At 70.5% G+C, this 15,287-nt stretch carries 12 protein-coding genes; 10 read left to right on the top strand and 2 right to left on the bottom strand.

The features are described from left to right. The first annotated feature begins 1 nt into the window (after window position 1). From ACZ4VA_RS01215 to ACZ4VA_RS01185, 7 genes are all read left to right on the top strand, one after another. Entirely contained in the window at window positions 2-1,162 is a 1,161-nt protein-coding gene (locus ACZ4VA_RS01215) for an acyl-CoA dehydrogenase family protein (protein WP_356164689.1), read from the top strand. A 137-nt stretch (window positions 1,163-1,299) separates the two neighbouring features. Further along, complete coding sequence (locus tag ACZ4VA_RS01210) at window positions 1,300-2,349, top strand: ABC transporter substrate-binding protein (protein WP_355787193.1); 1,050 nt, start codon at window positions 1,300-1,302, stop codon at window positions 2,347-2,349. A gap of 76 nt (window positions 2,350-2,425) precedes the next feature. Then, entirely contained in the window at window positions 2,426-3,310 is an 885-nt protein-coding gene (locus ACZ4VA_RS01205; protein WP_355787196.1) for a siderophore-interacting protein, read from the top strand. Between the two features lie 166 nt (window positions 3,311-3,476). Continuing rightward, on the top strand, window positions 3,477-4,919 hold the full coding sequence (gene desA / locus ACZ4VA_RS01200; protein ID WP_355787199.1) for a lysine decarboxylase DesA: 1,443 nt from the start codon (window positions 3,477-3,479) through the stop codon (window positions 4,917-4,919). Then, window positions 4,903-6,183, top strand: coding sequence for a lysine N(6)-hydroxylase/L-ornithine N(5)-oxygenase family protein (locus ACZ4VA_RS01195; protein WP_356164681.1), 1,281 nt, complete (start codon window positions 4,903-4,905; stop codon window positions 6,181-6,183). The genes desA and ACZ4VA_RS01195 overlap by 17 nt, the downstream gene beginning before the upstream one ends. Further along, entirely contained in the window at window positions 6,180-6,743 is a 564-nt protein-coding gene (locus ACZ4VA_RS01190) for a GNAT family N-acetyltransferase (RefSeq protein WP_355787205.1), read from the top strand. The genes ACZ4VA_RS01195 and ACZ4VA_RS01190 overlap by 4 nt, the downstream gene beginning before the upstream one ends. After that, a complete protein-coding gene (locus tag ACZ4VA_RS01185; protein WP_356164678.1) occupies window positions 6,740-8,512 on the top strand; it encodes an IucA/IucC family protein in 1,773 nt (590 codons plus the stop codon). The genes ACZ4VA_RS01190 and ACZ4VA_RS01185 overlap by 4 nt, the downstream gene beginning before the upstream one ends. Window positions 8,513-8,575: 63 nt before the next feature. Here ACZ4VA_RS01185 and ACZ4VA_RS01180 read toward each other — a convergent pair whose 3' ends face one another. After that, window positions 8,576-10,171 (bottom strand): beta-N-acetylhexosaminidase, encoded by a 1,596-nt coding sequence (locus ACZ4VA_RS01180; protein WP_388903860.1) that lies wholly within the window; start codon window positions 10,169-10,171, stop codon window positions 8,576-8,578. A gap of 106 nt (window positions 10,172-10,277) precedes the next feature. Here ACZ4VA_RS01180 and ACZ4VA_RS01175 point away from each other — a divergent pair, with 106 nt between their 5' ends. Further along, window positions 10,278-11,156: a DUF4429 domain-containing protein gene (locus tag ACZ4VA_RS01175; RefSeq protein WP_356237644.1), complete on the top strand. Its 879-nt coding sequence runs from the start codon at window positions 10,278-10,280 to the stop codon at window positions 11,154-11,156. A gap of 19 nt (window positions 11,157-11,175) precedes the next feature. On the opposite strand, the gene ACZ4VA_RS01170 is transcribed toward ACZ4VA_RS01175, so the two are convergent. Further along, complete coding sequence (locus tag ACZ4VA_RS01170) at window positions 11,176-12,747, bottom strand: purple acid phosphatase family protein (RefSeq protein WP_356165062.1); 1,572 nt, start codon at window positions 12,745-12,747, stop codon at window positions 11,176-11,178. Between the two features lie 164 nt (window positions 12,748-12,911). Here ACZ4VA_RS01170 and ACZ4VA_RS01165 point away from each other — a divergent pair, with 164 nt between their 5' ends. Together ACZ4VA_RS01165 and glmS are read left to right on the top strand one after the other, a co-directional pair. After that, window positions 12,912-13,169, top strand: coding sequence for a hypothetical protein (locus tag ACZ4VA_RS01165; protein WP_356164669.1), 258 nt, complete (start codon window positions 12,912-12,914; stop codon window positions 13,167-13,169). 62 nt (window positions 13,170-13,231) lie between these two features. Then, window positions 13,232-15,049: a glutamine--fructose-6-phosphate transaminase (isomerizing) gene (glmS, locus tag ACZ4VA_RS01160; RefSeq protein ID WP_355781743.1), complete on the top strand. Its 1,818-nt coding sequence runs from the start codon at window positions 13,232-13,234 to the stop codon at window positions 15,047-15,049. Window positions 15,050-15,287 lie beyond the last annotated feature (238 nt).

Raw genomic sequence — 15,287 nt, 5'->3', positions numbered from 1 at the left:
CATGGACCACCGCCTCTCCCCCGAGCTCGAAGAACTCCGGCGTACGGTCGAGGAGTTCGCGCACGACGTCGTCGCGCCGAAGATCGGTGACTTCTACGAGCGGCACGAGTTCCCGTACGAGATCGTGCGGGAGATGGGCCGCATGGGGCTGTTCGGCCTGCCGTTCCCCGAGGAGTACGGCGGCATGGGCGGTGACTACCTGGCGCTCGGCATCGCCCTGGAGGAACTGGCCCGGGTGGACTCCTCGGTGGCCATCACGCTGGAGGCCGGCGTCTCGCTCGGGGCGATGCCCCTGCACCTCTTCGGCACGCCCGAGCAGAAGGCCGAGTGGCTGCCGCGGCTGTGCTCCGGCGAGATGCTCGGCGCCTTCGGCCTGACGGAGCCCGACGGCGGCTCGGACGCGGGCGCGACGCGGACGACGGCGCGGCTCGACGAGGACACCGACGAATGGGTGATCAACGGCACCAAGTGCTTCATCACCAACTCCGGTACGGACATCACCGGACTGGTGACGGTCACCGCGGTGACCGGCCGCAAGGCGGACGGCCGGCCGCGCATCTCCTCGATCATCGTGCCGTCCGGCACCCCCGGGTTCACGGTCGCCGCCCCGTACTCGAAGGTCGGCTGGAACGCCTCGGACACCCGTGAGCTGTCCTTCGCCGACGTCCGCGTACCGGCGGCGAACCTGCTCGGCGAGGAGGGCCGCGGGTACGCGCAGTTCCTGCGCATCCTGGACGAGGGGCGCGTAGCCATCTCGGCGCTCGCGACGGGTCTCGCGCAGGGCTGTGTGGACGAGTCGGTGAAGTACGCGAAGGAACGGCACGCGTTCGGGCGCAGCATCGGCGCGTACCAGGCGATCCAGTTCAAGATCGCCGACATGGAGATGAAGGCGCACACGGCCCGGCTCGCCTGGCGTGACGCGGCGTCCCGGCTGGTCAGCGGGGAGCCGTTCAAGAAGGAGGCGGCGCTCGCCAAGCTGTACTCGTCCACCGTGGCCGTCGACAACGCGCGCGAGGCGACGCAGATCCACGGCGGGTACGGCTTCATGAACGAGTACCCGGTGGCCCGGATGTGGCGCGACTCCAAGATCCTGGAGATCGGCGAGGGCACCAGCGAAGTCCAGCGGATGCTGATCGCCCGGGAGTTGGGCCTCGTGGGCTGACGCACCGGCACCTCCGCGCGCGGGCCCGTGGGCCGGTGCCCGGCGACCCGCCCTCTGGACAACTTCTGAGGTTAGGCTAACCTACCTTCGAACTTGTCCGGCGGGCGGATCGCCCCGTGCCGAAAGCAGCCACACTCATGCCCAAGCCCCGTGCCAACCTCCTCTCCCGCCGCGGCATCCTGGCCGCGGGCGGCGCCCTCGGCCTCGGCGCCGCGCTCGCCGCGTGCGGCGACGACGACGCGAAAAGCGGTGGCTCGGGCAAGGCCTCGACGTCGGGCAAGTCCGGCCCCTGGTCCTTCAAGGACGACCGCGGCCAGACCGCCAAGGCCGACAAGGTCCCGGCGAACATCGTCGCCTTCACCGGTGTCGCCGCCGCGCTGTTCGACTACGGCATCGAGGTCAAGGGCGTCTTCGGCCCGACGAAGACCAAGGACGGCAAGGCCGACGTCCAGGCCGGCGACATGGACATCAGCAAGCTGACGATCCTCGGCAACGAGTACGGCCAGTTCAACATCGAGAAGTACGCGGCCCTCGCGCCCGACGTCCTGATCTCCACGATGTTCGACGACGCGGGCACGCTCTGGTACGTCCCCGCGGAGTCCAAGGACAAGATCGCCAAGGTCGGCGCCCCGAGCGTCGGCATCTCCGTCTACGACCGGCAGATGACCGGCCCCCTGGAGCGGATGCTCGCGCTCGCCGAGTCGCTCGGCGCCGACGTCACGTCCGCCAAGGTCACCAAGGCCAAGAAGCGCTTCGAGGACGCGGCCGCCAAACTGCGCGCGGCCGCCAAGGCCAACCCGGACATCAAGGTCCTCATCGGCTCCGCGAGCCAGGACATCTTCTACGTCTCCGGCTCCAACCTCTCCGTGGACCTGGAGTACTTCAAGGCGCTCGGCGTGAACATCGTCGAGCCCCCGGCGAAGACCCTGAAGGCCAGCGGCGGCTGGTTCGAGAACCTGAGCTGGGAAAACGTCGACAAGTACGACGCGGACATCATCATGATGGACAACCGCTCCGCGACCATCCAGCCCGCCGACATCACCAAGGGCACCTGGAAGAAGCTCCCGGCCGTGAAGGCGGGCCAGGTGATCCCCCGGGTCACGGAGCCGATCTTCTCCTACGACAAGTGCGCCCCGATCCTCGAGGACCTCGCGGCCGCCATCGAGAAGGCCAAGAAGGTCAGCTGACCCGCCGCGGGCTGCCCGGCCCCCGGCCGGGCCGCCCGGACGACAACCGCCCCCTGACGACGACTCAGGAGCACACATGACGACGGCCGTGGCCGCCCCGTTCCGTTTCTTCTCCCTGCAGGTGGCACGGACGAGGCGGCTCGGCCCGTCGCTGCTCCGGGTCACCTTCGCGGGCTCCGACCTGCACGCCTTCCTCTCCGACGGCCGCGATCAGAGCCTGTCGCTCTTCCTGCCGCATCCCGGGCAGAGCGAGCCCGCCGTCCCGGTCGAGCTCGGCGACGGCTGGTGGCAGGGCTGGCGCGAACTCCCGGACGACGTACGGGCGGTGATGCGCTCGTACACGCTGCGGGGACTGCGCCGCGACGCGCTGGGCCGCACCACCGAGATCGACATCGACTTCGCGCTGCACGGCGTGGACCCGGGCGCGGCCTCCCCCGCCGGTCCCGCCTCGCGCTGGGCGGCGGGCGCGCGGGCCGGTGACCGCGTCCTGCTGCTCGGACCGGCCGTCGAGGACAACAGGGCGATCCGCTTCCGCCCGCCCGAGGACACCGACCTGGTGGTCCTGTGGGCCGACGAGACGGCCGTGCCCGCGGCCTCCGCCGTCTTGGAGTCGCTGCCGGCCGGCACGCGCGTCCGCGCCTGGCTGGAGGTCCCCGCCGCCGGCGACATCCAGGACGTGGTGACCGACGCCGACGCCGAGATCACCTGGCTGGTGCGCGCCGACACCTCCCGCGCCGCGAGCGCCGAGGACGCCTCGACTCCCCTCGCCCTGGACGCGATCCGGGACGCCGGACTCCCCTGCGCCCGCGCGCCGTACGCCTGGATCGCCGGCGAGTCCGGCTGCGTCAAGGCGCTGCGCCGCCACCTCGTGCGCGAGTGCGGCGTCGACCGCCGCCGGGTCACGTTCGTCGGTTACTGGCGGCGCGGGCTGACCGAGGAGCAGCTGCGGGAGCGGGAGTGAGTCGCGAGCCGCGCCGAGACGCTCGCCCCTGAAAGACGCAGGTGGGGTGGGGTCGCACGATCGACTTAGGTTAGGCTAACCTAAGTTGAAAGCGCGACTTCGCCCCTTTCCCTTGTCCCGCCCCGCTCCCGTCCGGCTCGGACTCTCCCGCACGGAGGACCCCCACATGCGCTCGCACCTGCTCAATGACACGACCGCGGAGCGGTACCGCCGTTCCGTGATTGAAGGAGTCGAGCGGGTGGCGGCCAAACTCGCCACCACCGGCCGTCCGTTCACCGGCGTCACGGTCGACGAACTCGCGCCCCGCATCGACCGGATCGACCTGGACCGCCCGCTGCACGACACCACCGCGGTCCTCGACGAACTGGAGGAGGTCTACCTCCGGGACGCCGTCTACTTCCACCACCCCCGCTACCTCGCGCACCTCAACTGCCCGGTCGTGATCCCGGCCGTGCTCGGCGAGGCCGTCCTGTCCGCCGTCAACTCCTCACTCGACACCTGGGACCAGTCCGCGGGCGGCACCCTCATCGAGCGCAGGCTCGTCGACTGGACCGCCGAGCGCATCGGCCTCGGCCCGGCCGCCGACGGCGTCTTCACCAGCGGCGGCACCCAGTCCAACCTCCAGGCGCTGCTGCTGGCCCGCGAGGAGGCCAAGGCCGACGACCTCGGGTCCCTGCGCATCTTCGCCTCCGAGGTCAGCCACTTCAGCGTCCGGAAGTCCGCCAAACTCCTCGGCCTGAGCGCGGACAGCGTCGTCTCCGTCCCCGTCGACCACGACAAGCGGATGCAGACCCTTGCCCTCGCGCACGAACTGGACCGCTGCAAGCGCGAGGGCCTCACCCCCATGGCCGTCGTCGCCACCGCCGGCAGCACCGACTTCGGCTCCATCGACCCGCTCCCCGAGATCGCGGAGCTGTGCGCCCGGTCCGGCGCCTGGATGCACGTGGACGCCGCCTACGGCTGCGGACTGCTCACCTCGCTGAAGAACCGGGACCGCCTCGACGGCATCGAGCGCGCCGACTCGGTCACCGTCGACTACCACAAGTCCTTCTTCCAGCCCGTGAGCTCCTCCGCGGTGCTGGTCCGCGACGCCTCCACGCTGCGCCACGCCACCTACCACGCGGAGTACCTCAACCCCCGCCGCATGGTGCAGGAGCGCATCCCCAACCAGGTCGACAAGTCCCTGCAGACCACGCGCCGCTTCGACGCCCTCAAGCTGTGGATGACGCTGCGCGTGATGGGCGCCGACGGCATCGGGGAGCTCTTCGACGAGGTCTGCGACCTGGCCGCCGAGGGCTGGGAGCTGCTCGCCGCCGACCCGCGCTTCGACGTGGTCGTCCGGCCGTCGCTGTCCACCCTCGTCTTCCGCTACATCCCGGCCGCCGTCACCGACCCCGCCGAGATCGACCGCGCCAACCTGTACGCCCGCAAGGCCCTGTTCGCCTCCGGTGACGCCGTCGTCGCGGGCACCAAGGTCGGCGGCCGCCACTACCTGAAGTTCACGTTGCTCAATCCCGAGACCACGGCCGACGACATCGCCGCCGTACTCGGTCTGATCGCCGGCCACGCCGAGCAGTACCTGGGAGAGTCCCTTGACCGCGCTTCCTGAATCCACCCGCGTGCACGACTTCGTGGGGATCGGGCTGGGTCCCTTCAACCTCGGCCTCGCCTGCCTCACCGAGCCGATCGCCGAACTGGACGGCGTCTTCCTGGAGTCCAAGCCGGACTTCGAGTGGCACTCCGGGATGTTCCTGGAGGGCGCCCACCTCCAGACCCCCTTCATGTCGGACCTCGTCACGCTCGCCGACCCGACCTCCCCTTACTCCTTCCTCAACTACCTGAAGGAATCGGGCCGTCTGTACGCGTTCTACATCCGGGAGAACTTCTACCCGCTGCGCGTCGAGTACGACGACTACTGCCGCTGGGCCGCCTCCAAGCTGAGCTGCGTCCGCTTCGGCACGACGGTGGCGGAGGTGACGTACGACGAGGGCGCCGAGGTGTACGCCGTGCGCACCGAGGGCGGCGAGACCTACCGCGCCCGCCACCTGGTCCTCGGCACCGGCACTCCCCCGTACGTCCCCGAGGCGTGCGCCGGCCTCGGCGGCGACTTCATCCACAACTCCCGCTACATGCAGCACAAGCGGGAGCTCCAGCGGAAGAAGTCGATCACGCTGGTCGGCAGCGGCCAGTCCGCCGCCGAGATCTACCACGACCTGCTGAGCGAGATCGACGTCCACGGCTACCAGCTGAACTGGGTGACGCGCTCGCCGCGCTTCTTCCCGCTCGAATACACCAAGCTGACGCTGGAGATGACCTCCCCGGAGTACATCGACTACTTCCACGCGCTGCCCGAGCCGACCCGATACCGCCTCCAGGAGGAGCAGAAGGGCCTGTTCAAGGGCATCGACGGGGAGCTGATCGACGCGATCTTCGACCTGCTCTACCAGAAGAACGTCGGCGGCCCGGTCCCCACCCGGCTGCTCACCAACTCCTCGCTGCACAGGGCGGAGTACCGGGACGGCACGTACACGCTCGGACTGCGCCAGGAGGAGCAGCAGAAGGACTACGAACTCGCCTCCGAGGGGCTGATCCTGGCCACCGGCTACAAGTACGCCGAGCCGGAGTTCCTCAAGCCGGTCCGGGACCGGCTGCGCTACGACTCCCGCAACAACTTCGACGTGGCCCGCAACTACGCCGTCGACGTCACCGGCCGCGGGGTCTTCCTGCAGAACGCCGGCGTGCACACCCACAGCATCACGAGTCCCGACCTGGGCATGGGCGCGTACCGCAACGCGTACATCATCCGGGAGCTGCTCGGCACCGAGTACTACCCCGTCGAGAAGACGATCGCGTTCCAGGAGTTCGCTGTATGAGCACCCGTTTCACCTTCCGCCCGCTCGACCCCCTGAAGGACGCCGTGCTGCTGCACGGCTGGGTCACGCATCCCAAGGCGGCCTTCTGGATGATGCAGGACGCCGCACTCGAGGACGTCGAGCGCGAGTACATGGCGATCGCCGCGCACGAGCACCACGACGCGTTCCTCGGGCTGTCGGACGGCGAGCCCGCGTTCCTGATGGAGCGCTACGACCCGAGGTACGTCGAGCTCGTCGGCCTGTACGAGCCCGAGCCGGGCGACGTCGGCATGCACTTCCTGGTGCCGCCGACCGACACCCCCGTGCACGGGTTCACCCGGGCGGTGATCACCGCGGTGATGGACGAGCTGTTCGCCGACCCGCGCACCCGGCGGGTCGTGGTCGAGCCCGACGTGTCCAACAAGGCCGTGCACGCGCTGAACGCGGCCGTCGGCTTCGTCCCCGACCGCGAGATAGACAAGCCGGAGAAGCGGGCGCTGCTGAGCTTCTGCACCCGGGAGCAGTACCTGACGGCCCGCGAGGCGGCGGTCCTCGCCGCCGTCCGAGGAGTGGCGACATGACCCTGTCCGACGCCGTGGCCCACCTCTCCCCCGAGCGCTGGGCCGAGGCCAACCGCCTGCTGATCCGCAAGGCGCTCGCCGAGTTCGCCCACGAGCGGCTGATCACGCCGCTGCCGCGGGGCGGCGACCGCTACACCGTCCACAGCGACGACGGGCTCACCCGCTACGGCTTCACCGCCCGCCGCCGCGCGCTCGACCACTGGGAGGTGGACGCGGCGTCCGTCACCCGTCACCGCGACGGACGCGAACTCCCGCTCGCCGCGCTGGACTTCGTCATCGAGCTGCGGTCGTCGCTGGGCCTGAGCGACGAGGTCCTGCCGGTCTACCTGGAGGAGATCTCCTCCACCCTGTCCGGCACCTGCTTCAAGCTCACCAAGCCGCGGACCAGCTCCGCCGACCTGGCGAGGAGCGGCTTCCAGGCCATCGAGACCGGGATGACCGAGGGCCACCCCTGCTTCGTCGCCAACAACGGCCGGCTCGGCTTCGGCGTGCACGAGTACCTCTCGTACGCGCCGGAGACCGCGAGCCCGGTCCGGCTGGTGTGGCTGGCCGCGCACCGCTCGCGGGCCGCCTTCACGGCGGGCGTCGGCATCGAGTACGAGTCGTTCGTGCGCGAGGAGCTGGGCGAGGAGACCGTCCGGCGCTTCCACGCCACGCTCACCGCCGAGGGACTCGACCCGGCCGACTACCTCTTCATCCCGGTCCACCCCTGGCAGTGGTGGAACAAGCTCACCGTGACCTTCGCGGCCGAGGTCGCCCGGCGGCACCTGGTCTGCCTCGGCGAGGGCGACGACGAGTACCTGGCCCAGCAGTCGATCCGGACGTTCTTCAACACGAGCAACCCGGAGAAGCACTACGTGAAGACCGCGCTGTCGGTCCTCAACATGGGCTTCATGCGAGGGCTGTCGGCCGCCTACATGGAGGCGACCCCGGCCATCAACGACTGGCTCGCGCAGCTCGTCGACAACGACCCGGTGCTCAAGTCCACCGGCCTGACGGTCATCCGCGAGCGGGCCGCCGTCGGCTACCGCCACCTGGAGTACGAGGCCGCCACCGACCGCTACTCCCCCTACCGCAAGATGCTCGCCGCGCTGTGGCGCGAGAGTCCGGTGACCTCGCTCAGGGAGGGCGAGTCGCTGGCCACGATGGCCTCGCTCGTCCACGTCGACCACGAGGGGGCGTCCTTCGCGGGCGCGCTGATCGAGCGGTCGGGCCTGACCCCGGTGGAGTGGCTGCGCGGCTACCTGCGGGCCTACCTCACGCCCCTGCTGCACAGCTTCTACGCCTACGACCTCGTCTACATGCCGCACGGCGAGAACGTGATCCTGGTCCTGGAGGACGGCGCGGTCCGGCGGGCGGTCTACAAGGACATCGCCGAGGAGATCGCGGTCATGGACCCGGACGCGGTGCTGCCGCCCGCGGTCGAGCGGATCCGCGTGGAGGTGCCCGAGGACACGAAGCTGCTGTCGATCTTCACCGATGTCTTCGACTGCTTCTTCCGCTTCCTCGCGGCGAACCTCGCCTCCGAGGGGATCCTCGACGAGGACGGCTTCTGGCGGACGGTCGCCGAGTGCGTGCGCGAGTACCAGGACGCGACGCCCGAACTCGCGGACAAGTTCCGCCAGTACGACCTGTTCGCCCCTGAGTTCGCCCTGTCCTGCCTCAACCGGCTCCAGCTGCGCGACAACCGGCAGATGGTGGACCTGGCCGACCCGTCCGGCGCGCTTCAGCTCGTCGGGACCCTGAAGAACCCCATCGCGGGCCTCTGAAAGCCGAGGTGGGGCCCGGGAGACGGTCCTCCCGGGCCCCACCTCCGTCCCGCGTCCCGCGTCCTAGGGGGCGGGCCAGGGCACCTGCGGTGAGCGGTAGTAGTCGATGCCCAGCGCCTCCCAGCGCGGGGCCTGCGCGGCGAGCCGCACCTTGTACGCGTCCCAGTCGTGGGCCGTGGCCGGCGACCAGCCCAGCTCGGCCACGCCGGGCAGGCGCGGGAACGCCATGTACTCGATGTGGTCCGAGTTCAGGATCGTCTCGGTCCACAGCGGCGCCTCGACACCTCGGACGGCCGACGCGGGGGCGCCGGGCAGATAGGCGCCCGGATCCCAGTCGTAGGACCGCCGCACCTCGACGAGACCCGCCCAGTCGAGGCCGAGCGGGGTGTCCGCGGTGTACTTCATGTCGAGGTAGACGCGGTCGGCCGGGGACAGGATCAGCCCCGTCCCGTTCTGGGCGGCCTTCGCGACCTGGGCCTTCTCGGCGGCGCTCGTGTCGTCCAGTCCCCAGTACTGGGCCAGCGCGCCCTTCACCGGGGTGGCGCCGGTCAGCTGGTGCCAGCCGATCACCGTCTTGCCGTACCGGGCGACCACGGGCTGCACCCGCTCCATGAAGGCCACGTAGTCCGCGTGGCTGGTGGAGTGCGCCTCGTCGCCGCCGATGTGCAGATAGCGGCCCGGGGTGAGCGCGGCCAGTTCACGGATCACGTCGTCCACGAAGTCGTACGTCACCGGCTTGTCGACGCACAGCGAACTGAAGCCGACCTCGGTGCCGGTGTACAGCTCGGGGGCCACGCCGTCGCAGTTCAGCTCGGCGTACGAGGCGAGGGCCGCGTTGGTGTGCCCCGGCATGTCGATCTCCGGGACGACCTCCAGGTGGCGTGAGGCCGCGTACCGTACGATCCGCCGGTACTGGTCCTTCGTGTAGAACCCGCCCGTTCCGCCGCCGACCTGGGTCGAGCCGCCGTGGGTGGCCAGGCGCGGCCAGGAGTCGATCGCGATGCGCCAGCCCTGGTCGTCGGAGAGATGCAGATGCAGCTTGTTGATCTTGTAGAGCGCCAGCTGGTCGATGTACCGCTCTACCTGGGCGACCGTGAAGAAGTGCCGGGAGACGTCGAGCATCGCGCCGCGGTAGCCGTAGCGCGGGGCGTCCTTGACGGTGCCGCCCGCGACGAGCCAGGGGCCGGGCTGCGCGGACCTCTTCTCGACCGCGGCCGGCAGGAGCTGGCGCAGCGTCTGGACGCCGTGGAAGAGCCCGGCTGCCTTGCGCGCGGTGATGGTGACGCCGGATCTGCCGCTGTCGAGGCGGTAGCCCTCGTCGCCCAGTGCGCGCGCGGAGTTCGAGCCGAGCCGCAGCCGGATGCCGTCCCCGCCGCGCGAGGTGACGGGCAGCCGGTAGCCGGTGGAGGGCCGCAGCACGTCCGCGAGGTACTCGCCGACGCGGCGGGCCCCGGGCGAGTCGTCGACGCGGATGCGGGTGTCGCCGGTGATGCGGTACGGCGCCCCCTTCGCCTCGACCGAGAGGGGGGCCGGGACGACCTGGCCCAGCGGGACGGGGACGCCGGTCGCGGCAGGAGCCGCGCCGACGACGGAGATACCGGCAGCCACCACGAGCAGCAGCGTACCGAGCAGGCGGGGCGTTCTGTGGTGCTGTCTCACATGCGCTCCCTTCCATGAAGCTCCACGAGCTCCGGTGGGGTCCCCTGGTCTGGACCCGGATCGGTATAGACCACTCTCCCGCACAGCCGGTGAAACAATCCCTCTCATGGCGGAAATCATCCAGCGGGACGGCACGTGGACCTTCGAGGGCGACGCACTGCGCCTGACTCCGGGCCGCGACAAGAGCGTCGGCCTGCTGCGCCGGACACTGGGTGAACTGACCGTCCCCCTTGAGGCGTTGGCGGGCATCTCCTTCGAACAGGGCCGTAAGGCGGGCCGGTTGCGGCTGCGGCTGCGCGAGGGCGCGGACCCGCTGCTCCAGGCGACCGGAGGCAGGCTCACCGACGCGGCCGACCCGTACCAGCTCGTGGTCGAGTCGGACCGCTACGGGGTGGCCGAGTACCTGGTGGAGGAGGTCCGCAACTCCCTGCTCCTGGAGGGGATTCCGGCGGACCCGGTGGCCTCGTACCTGCTGCCCGGCCCCGCGGTGCCGCTGTCGGTGTCCGCGGGCGACGGCACGGCGGGCTTCGACGGGGAGCGGGTGCGCCTGGAGTGGAACTGGAAGACGGAGGACGCGAAAGCGGCGGCCGGCGCCCGCACCCTCGCCGTCACCGACATCATCGGCGTGGAGTGGCAGCCCTCGGTCGGCCTGGAGGACGGCTACCTGCGCTTCACGGTGCGCGGCGAGCGGACGAAGGTGCCGCCGAAGTACGACCCCAACTCCGTGCAGCTGTGGGGCTTCCGGAAGGACCCGCTGATGGCGCTGGTGGCGGCGGCGGTGCAGGCCCGGCTTCCGCACCCGGCCGCCGCCGCGCGGGAGGCACCGCCGGAGAGCCCGAAGGCGCTCACCGCCGGAGAGCCGGCCGAGGACGGCCATGACGCCCTGCTGCGCCGGCTGCGTGAACTGGGCGAGCTGCACCGCTCGGGCGTCCTGACGGACGAGGAGTTCGCGCTGGCCAAGCAGGCGGTCCTCAGGAGGATGTGAGGACCGCCGCCCCGGTGGCTCAGACCCGGCGGGCCACCGTGAACCGGTCGACCTCCTCGCCCGTCTCGGCGATCCCGCGCACCGTCAGCGTGGCGGTGCGGCCCTTCGGCGCGGGCGTCACGTCGACCCGCAGGAACGAGTAGTCGAGGTAGCGCACCCGCGACCAGGCGACCGTCTCGTTCTGCCGGTCGCCGTCGACGCAAACGAACGACGACACCGACTCCAGGTCCTTCTCGTGGCCCTGGTAGGACTCGGTGGCGCTGAACGCGTACAGGCTGCGCCCGGCGGCGCCCGCCGTCACGTACACGACGCCGTCCGTCTCGGGGTACGCGGTGCCGCCGATCGGCAGCTCCTTGGCCACCTTGCCGCCCTTGACGACGTCGGTGCGCTCGTAGACGTGGTTGTGGCCGTTGATCACCAGGTCGACGGTGTACTTCTCGAAGAGCGGCACCCACTCGTCGCGGACCCCGCCCTCGGAGGCGTGGGCGGTGGAGGTGCAGTACGCGCAGTGGTGGAAGAAGACGACGACGAAGTCGATGTCCTTCGCGGCCCGGTACTTCTTGAGCTGCGCCTCCAGCCACTTCGTCTGGGTGCCGCCGGAGATGCCGAGGTTGGCCGGGATCTCGAAGGAGATGTCGTTGGCGTCCAGCGAGATCACGGCGGTGTTGCCGTGCGTGAAGGTGTAGACGCCGGGCAGGTTCGCCTTGTCCGGGCCGTTCTCCGGCAGCTGCCAGCGCGCCTCCTCGCCGCCGTAGCCGTTGGGCGAGTACCAGGCCTCCATGTCGTGGTTGCCGTAACTGACCATCCACGGCACCTGCTTGGCGACCGACTCGGTCTGGGCGAGGAACTGGTCCCAGGTGCGCGAGTCGAAGCCGGTGTCGGCGCTCTTGCCCTGGCCCGCGGGGTCGGCGTAGGCGATGTCGCCCGCGTGCAGGTGGAAGGCGGGGTTCTGGGCGAGGATCAGGCTGTCGTTGGCCAGGCCGTGGTAGCTGACGCCCTGGTCGCCGAAGGCCGTGAAGGTGAACGGCCGCGCGTGCGCGGGGGCGGTGGTGAAGGTGCCGAGGGTGCCTGCGAGGTGGGCGGACGCCGGGTCGAAGCCGTCGTGGCCGACGCCGTAGTAGTAGGTCCTGCCCGGGCGCAGCCGGGTGAGGCGGGCGTGCAGGTAGTACTGGGTGTGGTCGCCGCTCGCGCCGACGCCGGCCGGCGTGAACAGCTCGCGGACCTCGGCCTCGATCTTGCGGGAGAGGTCCCAGGGGTGCGCGCCGATGCGGATGTAGGGCCTGCGGACGGCGACCGGGACCTGCCAGGAGACCGTCATCTCGGTGCGCGGGTCGGCGCCGTAGGCGAGGTGGCGGCCGAAGGGGGCGACGAGGGCGCCGTCCACCTTCCCGGTGCTCGTCGCCCGGGCGGGTGCCGCGGACGACGCGGTCGCGGCCCGCGCGCTCGCGCCCGGTACGAAGACGCCGCCGGCGACGGCGCCGAGGGTGACGGCGCCGCCGCGCATCATCGTGCGCCGCGAGAAGCGCGCCCGGAGGTATTCGTGCTGCTCGGCCATGCTCATCCGGTCGGCGAGCCGCTCCGGTACGCCCATGCGTGGTATGTCCATGGGGCCAGAAGTTGCTCCAGGCAAGCAACGCTTCGCGGGACGCAGGGTGGACAGCTCGCAAACAGCGGTCCATAAGAGTTTCAACACTGCCCTGCCCGATATCGGGCAGGTTTCTTGCGAAACGCCTTCCCGTACCCCAGGATCAACGGGTGCACGACGAACTTGTTGATCATCTGACGCGCTCCACCGCCCTGAACCGGGGCGAGGCACTGCGGGTGGTCCAGGACGTGCTCGCCTACTTCGACGAGACGACCGAGGAATACGTCCGTCGCCGCCACCGCGAGCTCCAGGCCCAGGGCCTGGTGAACACGTCGATCTTCGAACGGATCGAGGCGGACCTGAAGTACCGCGCGGTCGCGCCGCCCGAGCTCACGCTCCGGCAGCTGCGCCGCATCGTCTACGGCTGACCGCCCGACGGCGGACCCGGACGACACAGCGAACAGAACGACAGAGGGGAACCGGAAGACGTATGTGCGGAATCGTCGGTTACATCGGCAGGCGTGACGTGGCACCACTGCTCCTGGAGGGCCTGCAGCGCCTGGAGTACCGGGGCTACGACTCGGCGGGCATCGTCGTCACCACCCCCAAGGCGGCCGGCCTGAAGATGGTGAAGGCCAAGGGCCGGGTCCGCGACCTGGAGGCCAAGGTCCCCGCGCGCTTCAAGGGCACCACCGGCATCGCGCACACCCGCTGGGCCACCCACGGCGCCCCCTCCGACGTGAACGCGCACCCGCACCTCTCGCACGACGGCAAGGTCGCCGTCGTCCACAACGGCATCATCGACAACGCCGGCGACCTGCGCAGGAAGCTGGAGGCCGACGGCGTCGAGTTCCTCTCCGAGACGGACACCGAGGTCCTCACCCACCTCATCGCCCGCTCGCAGGCCGAGAAGCTGGAGGACAAGGTCCGCGAGGCGCTGCGCGTCATCGAGGGCACCTACGGCATCGCGGTCCTGCACGCCGACTTCCCCGAGCGCATCGTGGTGGCCCGCAACGGCTCCCCCGTCGTCCTCGGCATAGGCGAGAAGGAGATGTTCGTCGCCTCCGACGTCGCCGCGCTCGTCACCCACACCCGCCAGATCGTCACCCTCGACGACGGCGAGATGGCCACCCTCAAGGCCGACGACTTCCGCACGTACACCACCGAGGGCACCCGCACCACGGCCGAGCCGACCACCGTGGAGTGGGAGGCCGAGTCGTACGACATGGGCGGCCACGACACGTACATGCACAAGGAGATCCACGAGCAGGCCGACGCCGTGGACCGCGTGCTGCGCGGCCGCATCGACGACCGCTTCTCCACCGTGCACCTCGGCGGCCTGAACCTGGACGCCCGCGAGGCGCGCCAGATCCGCCGGGTGAAGATCCTCGGCTGCGGCACCTCGTACCACGCGGGCATGATCGGCGCCCAGATGATCGAGGAGCTGGCCCGCATCCCCGCGGACGCCGAGCCCGCCTCCGAGTTCCGCTACCGCAACGCGGTCGTGGACCCCGACACCCTCTACGTCGCGGTCTCCCAGTCGGGTGAGACCTACGACGTGCTGGCGGCCGTCCAGGAGCTCAAGCGCAAGGGCGCCCGCGTCCTCGGCGTGGTCAACGTCGTCGGTTCGGCGATCGCCCGCGAGGCCGACGGCGGCATGTACGTGCACGCCGGCCCCGAGGTGTGCGTCGTCTCCACCAAGTGCTTCACCAACACCACGGTGGCCTTCGCGCTGCTCGCGCTGCACCTGGGCCGCACCCGCGACCTGTCGGTGCGCGACGGCAAGCGGATCATCGAGGGCCTGCGCAAGCTGCCCGCCCAGATCTCCGAGATCCTGGAGCGCGAGGACGAGATCAAGAAGCTGGCCGAGAACTACGCCGAGGCCCGCTCGATGCTCTTCATCGGCCGGGTGCGCGGCTACCCGGTGGCCCGCGAGGCCTCGCTGAAGCTGAAGGAGGTCTCGTACATCCACGCCGAGGCCTATCCCGCCTCCGAGCTGAAGCACGGCCCGCTCGCGCTCATCGAGCCCGCGCTGCCGACCGTCGCGATCGTCCCGGACGACGACCTGCTGGAGAAGAACCGCGCCGCGCTGGAGGAGATCAAGGCCCGCAGCGGCAAGATCCTCGCCGTCGCCCACCGCGAGCAGGAGAAGGCCGACCAGACGATCGTCGTCCCGAAGAACGAGGACGAGCTCGACCCGATCCTCATGGGCATCCCGCTCCAGCTCCTCGCCTACCACACGGCGCTGGCCCTGGGCCGGGACATCGACAAGCCGCGCAACCTGGCCAAGTCGGTGACGGTGGAGTAATCCGCCCGCCGGACACGGGACTTGGGCCCGCCGGAGCGTGAACGACCCCCTGCGTGTGCCACCTTCGCGCAGGGGGTCGCTCTGTCAGGGCCGGGGCCGCCCATTGCCCCGGCCCGCGCCTGCTTCAGCCGGTGGCCGTCACCCCCCGGCCGGCGGCGCGTCCGCGAGGGTCCCGGGCCGACATACCGGGACCGGCGACCGGTATATGCCCTTCACAAAGGCACAAACACCTCTACGC

The organism is Streptomyces sp. NPDC028308 (genome assembly GCF_055565855.1).
The sequence above is the reverse complement of the archived record's forward strand: the minus strand, read 5'-3'. Positions and strand labels throughout refer to the sequence as shown.

Excerpts from the sequence above, each read along its gene's own strand:
- ACZ4VA_RS01215 (WP_356164689.1), top strand. The coding sequence starts at position 2 with ATGGACCACCGCCTCTCCCCCGAGCTCGAAGAACTCCGGCGTACGGTC.
- ACZ4VA_RS01210 (WP_355787193.1), top strand. The coding sequence starts at position 1,300 with ATGCCCAAGCCCCGTGCCAACCTCCTCTCCCGCCGCGGCATCCTGGCC.
- ACZ4VA_RS01205 (WP_355787196.1), top strand. The coding sequence starts at position 2,426 with ATGACGACGGCCGTGGCCGCCCCGTTCCGTTTCTTCTCCCTGCAGGTG.
- desA (WP_355787199.1), top strand. The coding sequence starts at position 3,477 with ATGCGCTCGCACCTGCTCAATGACACGACCGCGGAGCGGTACCGCCGT.
- ACZ4VA_RS01190 (WP_355787205.1), top strand. The coding sequence starts at position 6,180 with ATGAGCACCCGTTTCACCTTCCGCCCGCTCGACCCCCTGAAGGACGCC.
- ACZ4VA_RS01185 (WP_356164678.1), top strand. The coding sequence starts at position 6,740 with ATGACCCTGTCCGACGCCGTGGCCCACCTCTCCCCCGAGCGCTGGGCC.
- ACZ4VA_RS01175 (WP_356237644.1), top strand. The coding sequence starts at position 10,278 with ATGGCGGAAATCATCCAGCGGGACGGCACGTGGACCTTCGAGGGCGAC.
- ACZ4VA_RS01170 (WP_356165062.1), bottom strand. The coding sequence starts at position 12,747 with ATGGGCGTACCGGAGCGGCTCGCCGACCGGATGAGCATGGCCGAGCAG.
- glmS (WP_355781743.1), top strand. The coding sequence starts at position 13,232 with ATGTGCGGAATCGTCGGTTACATCGGCAGGCGTGACGTGGCACCACTG.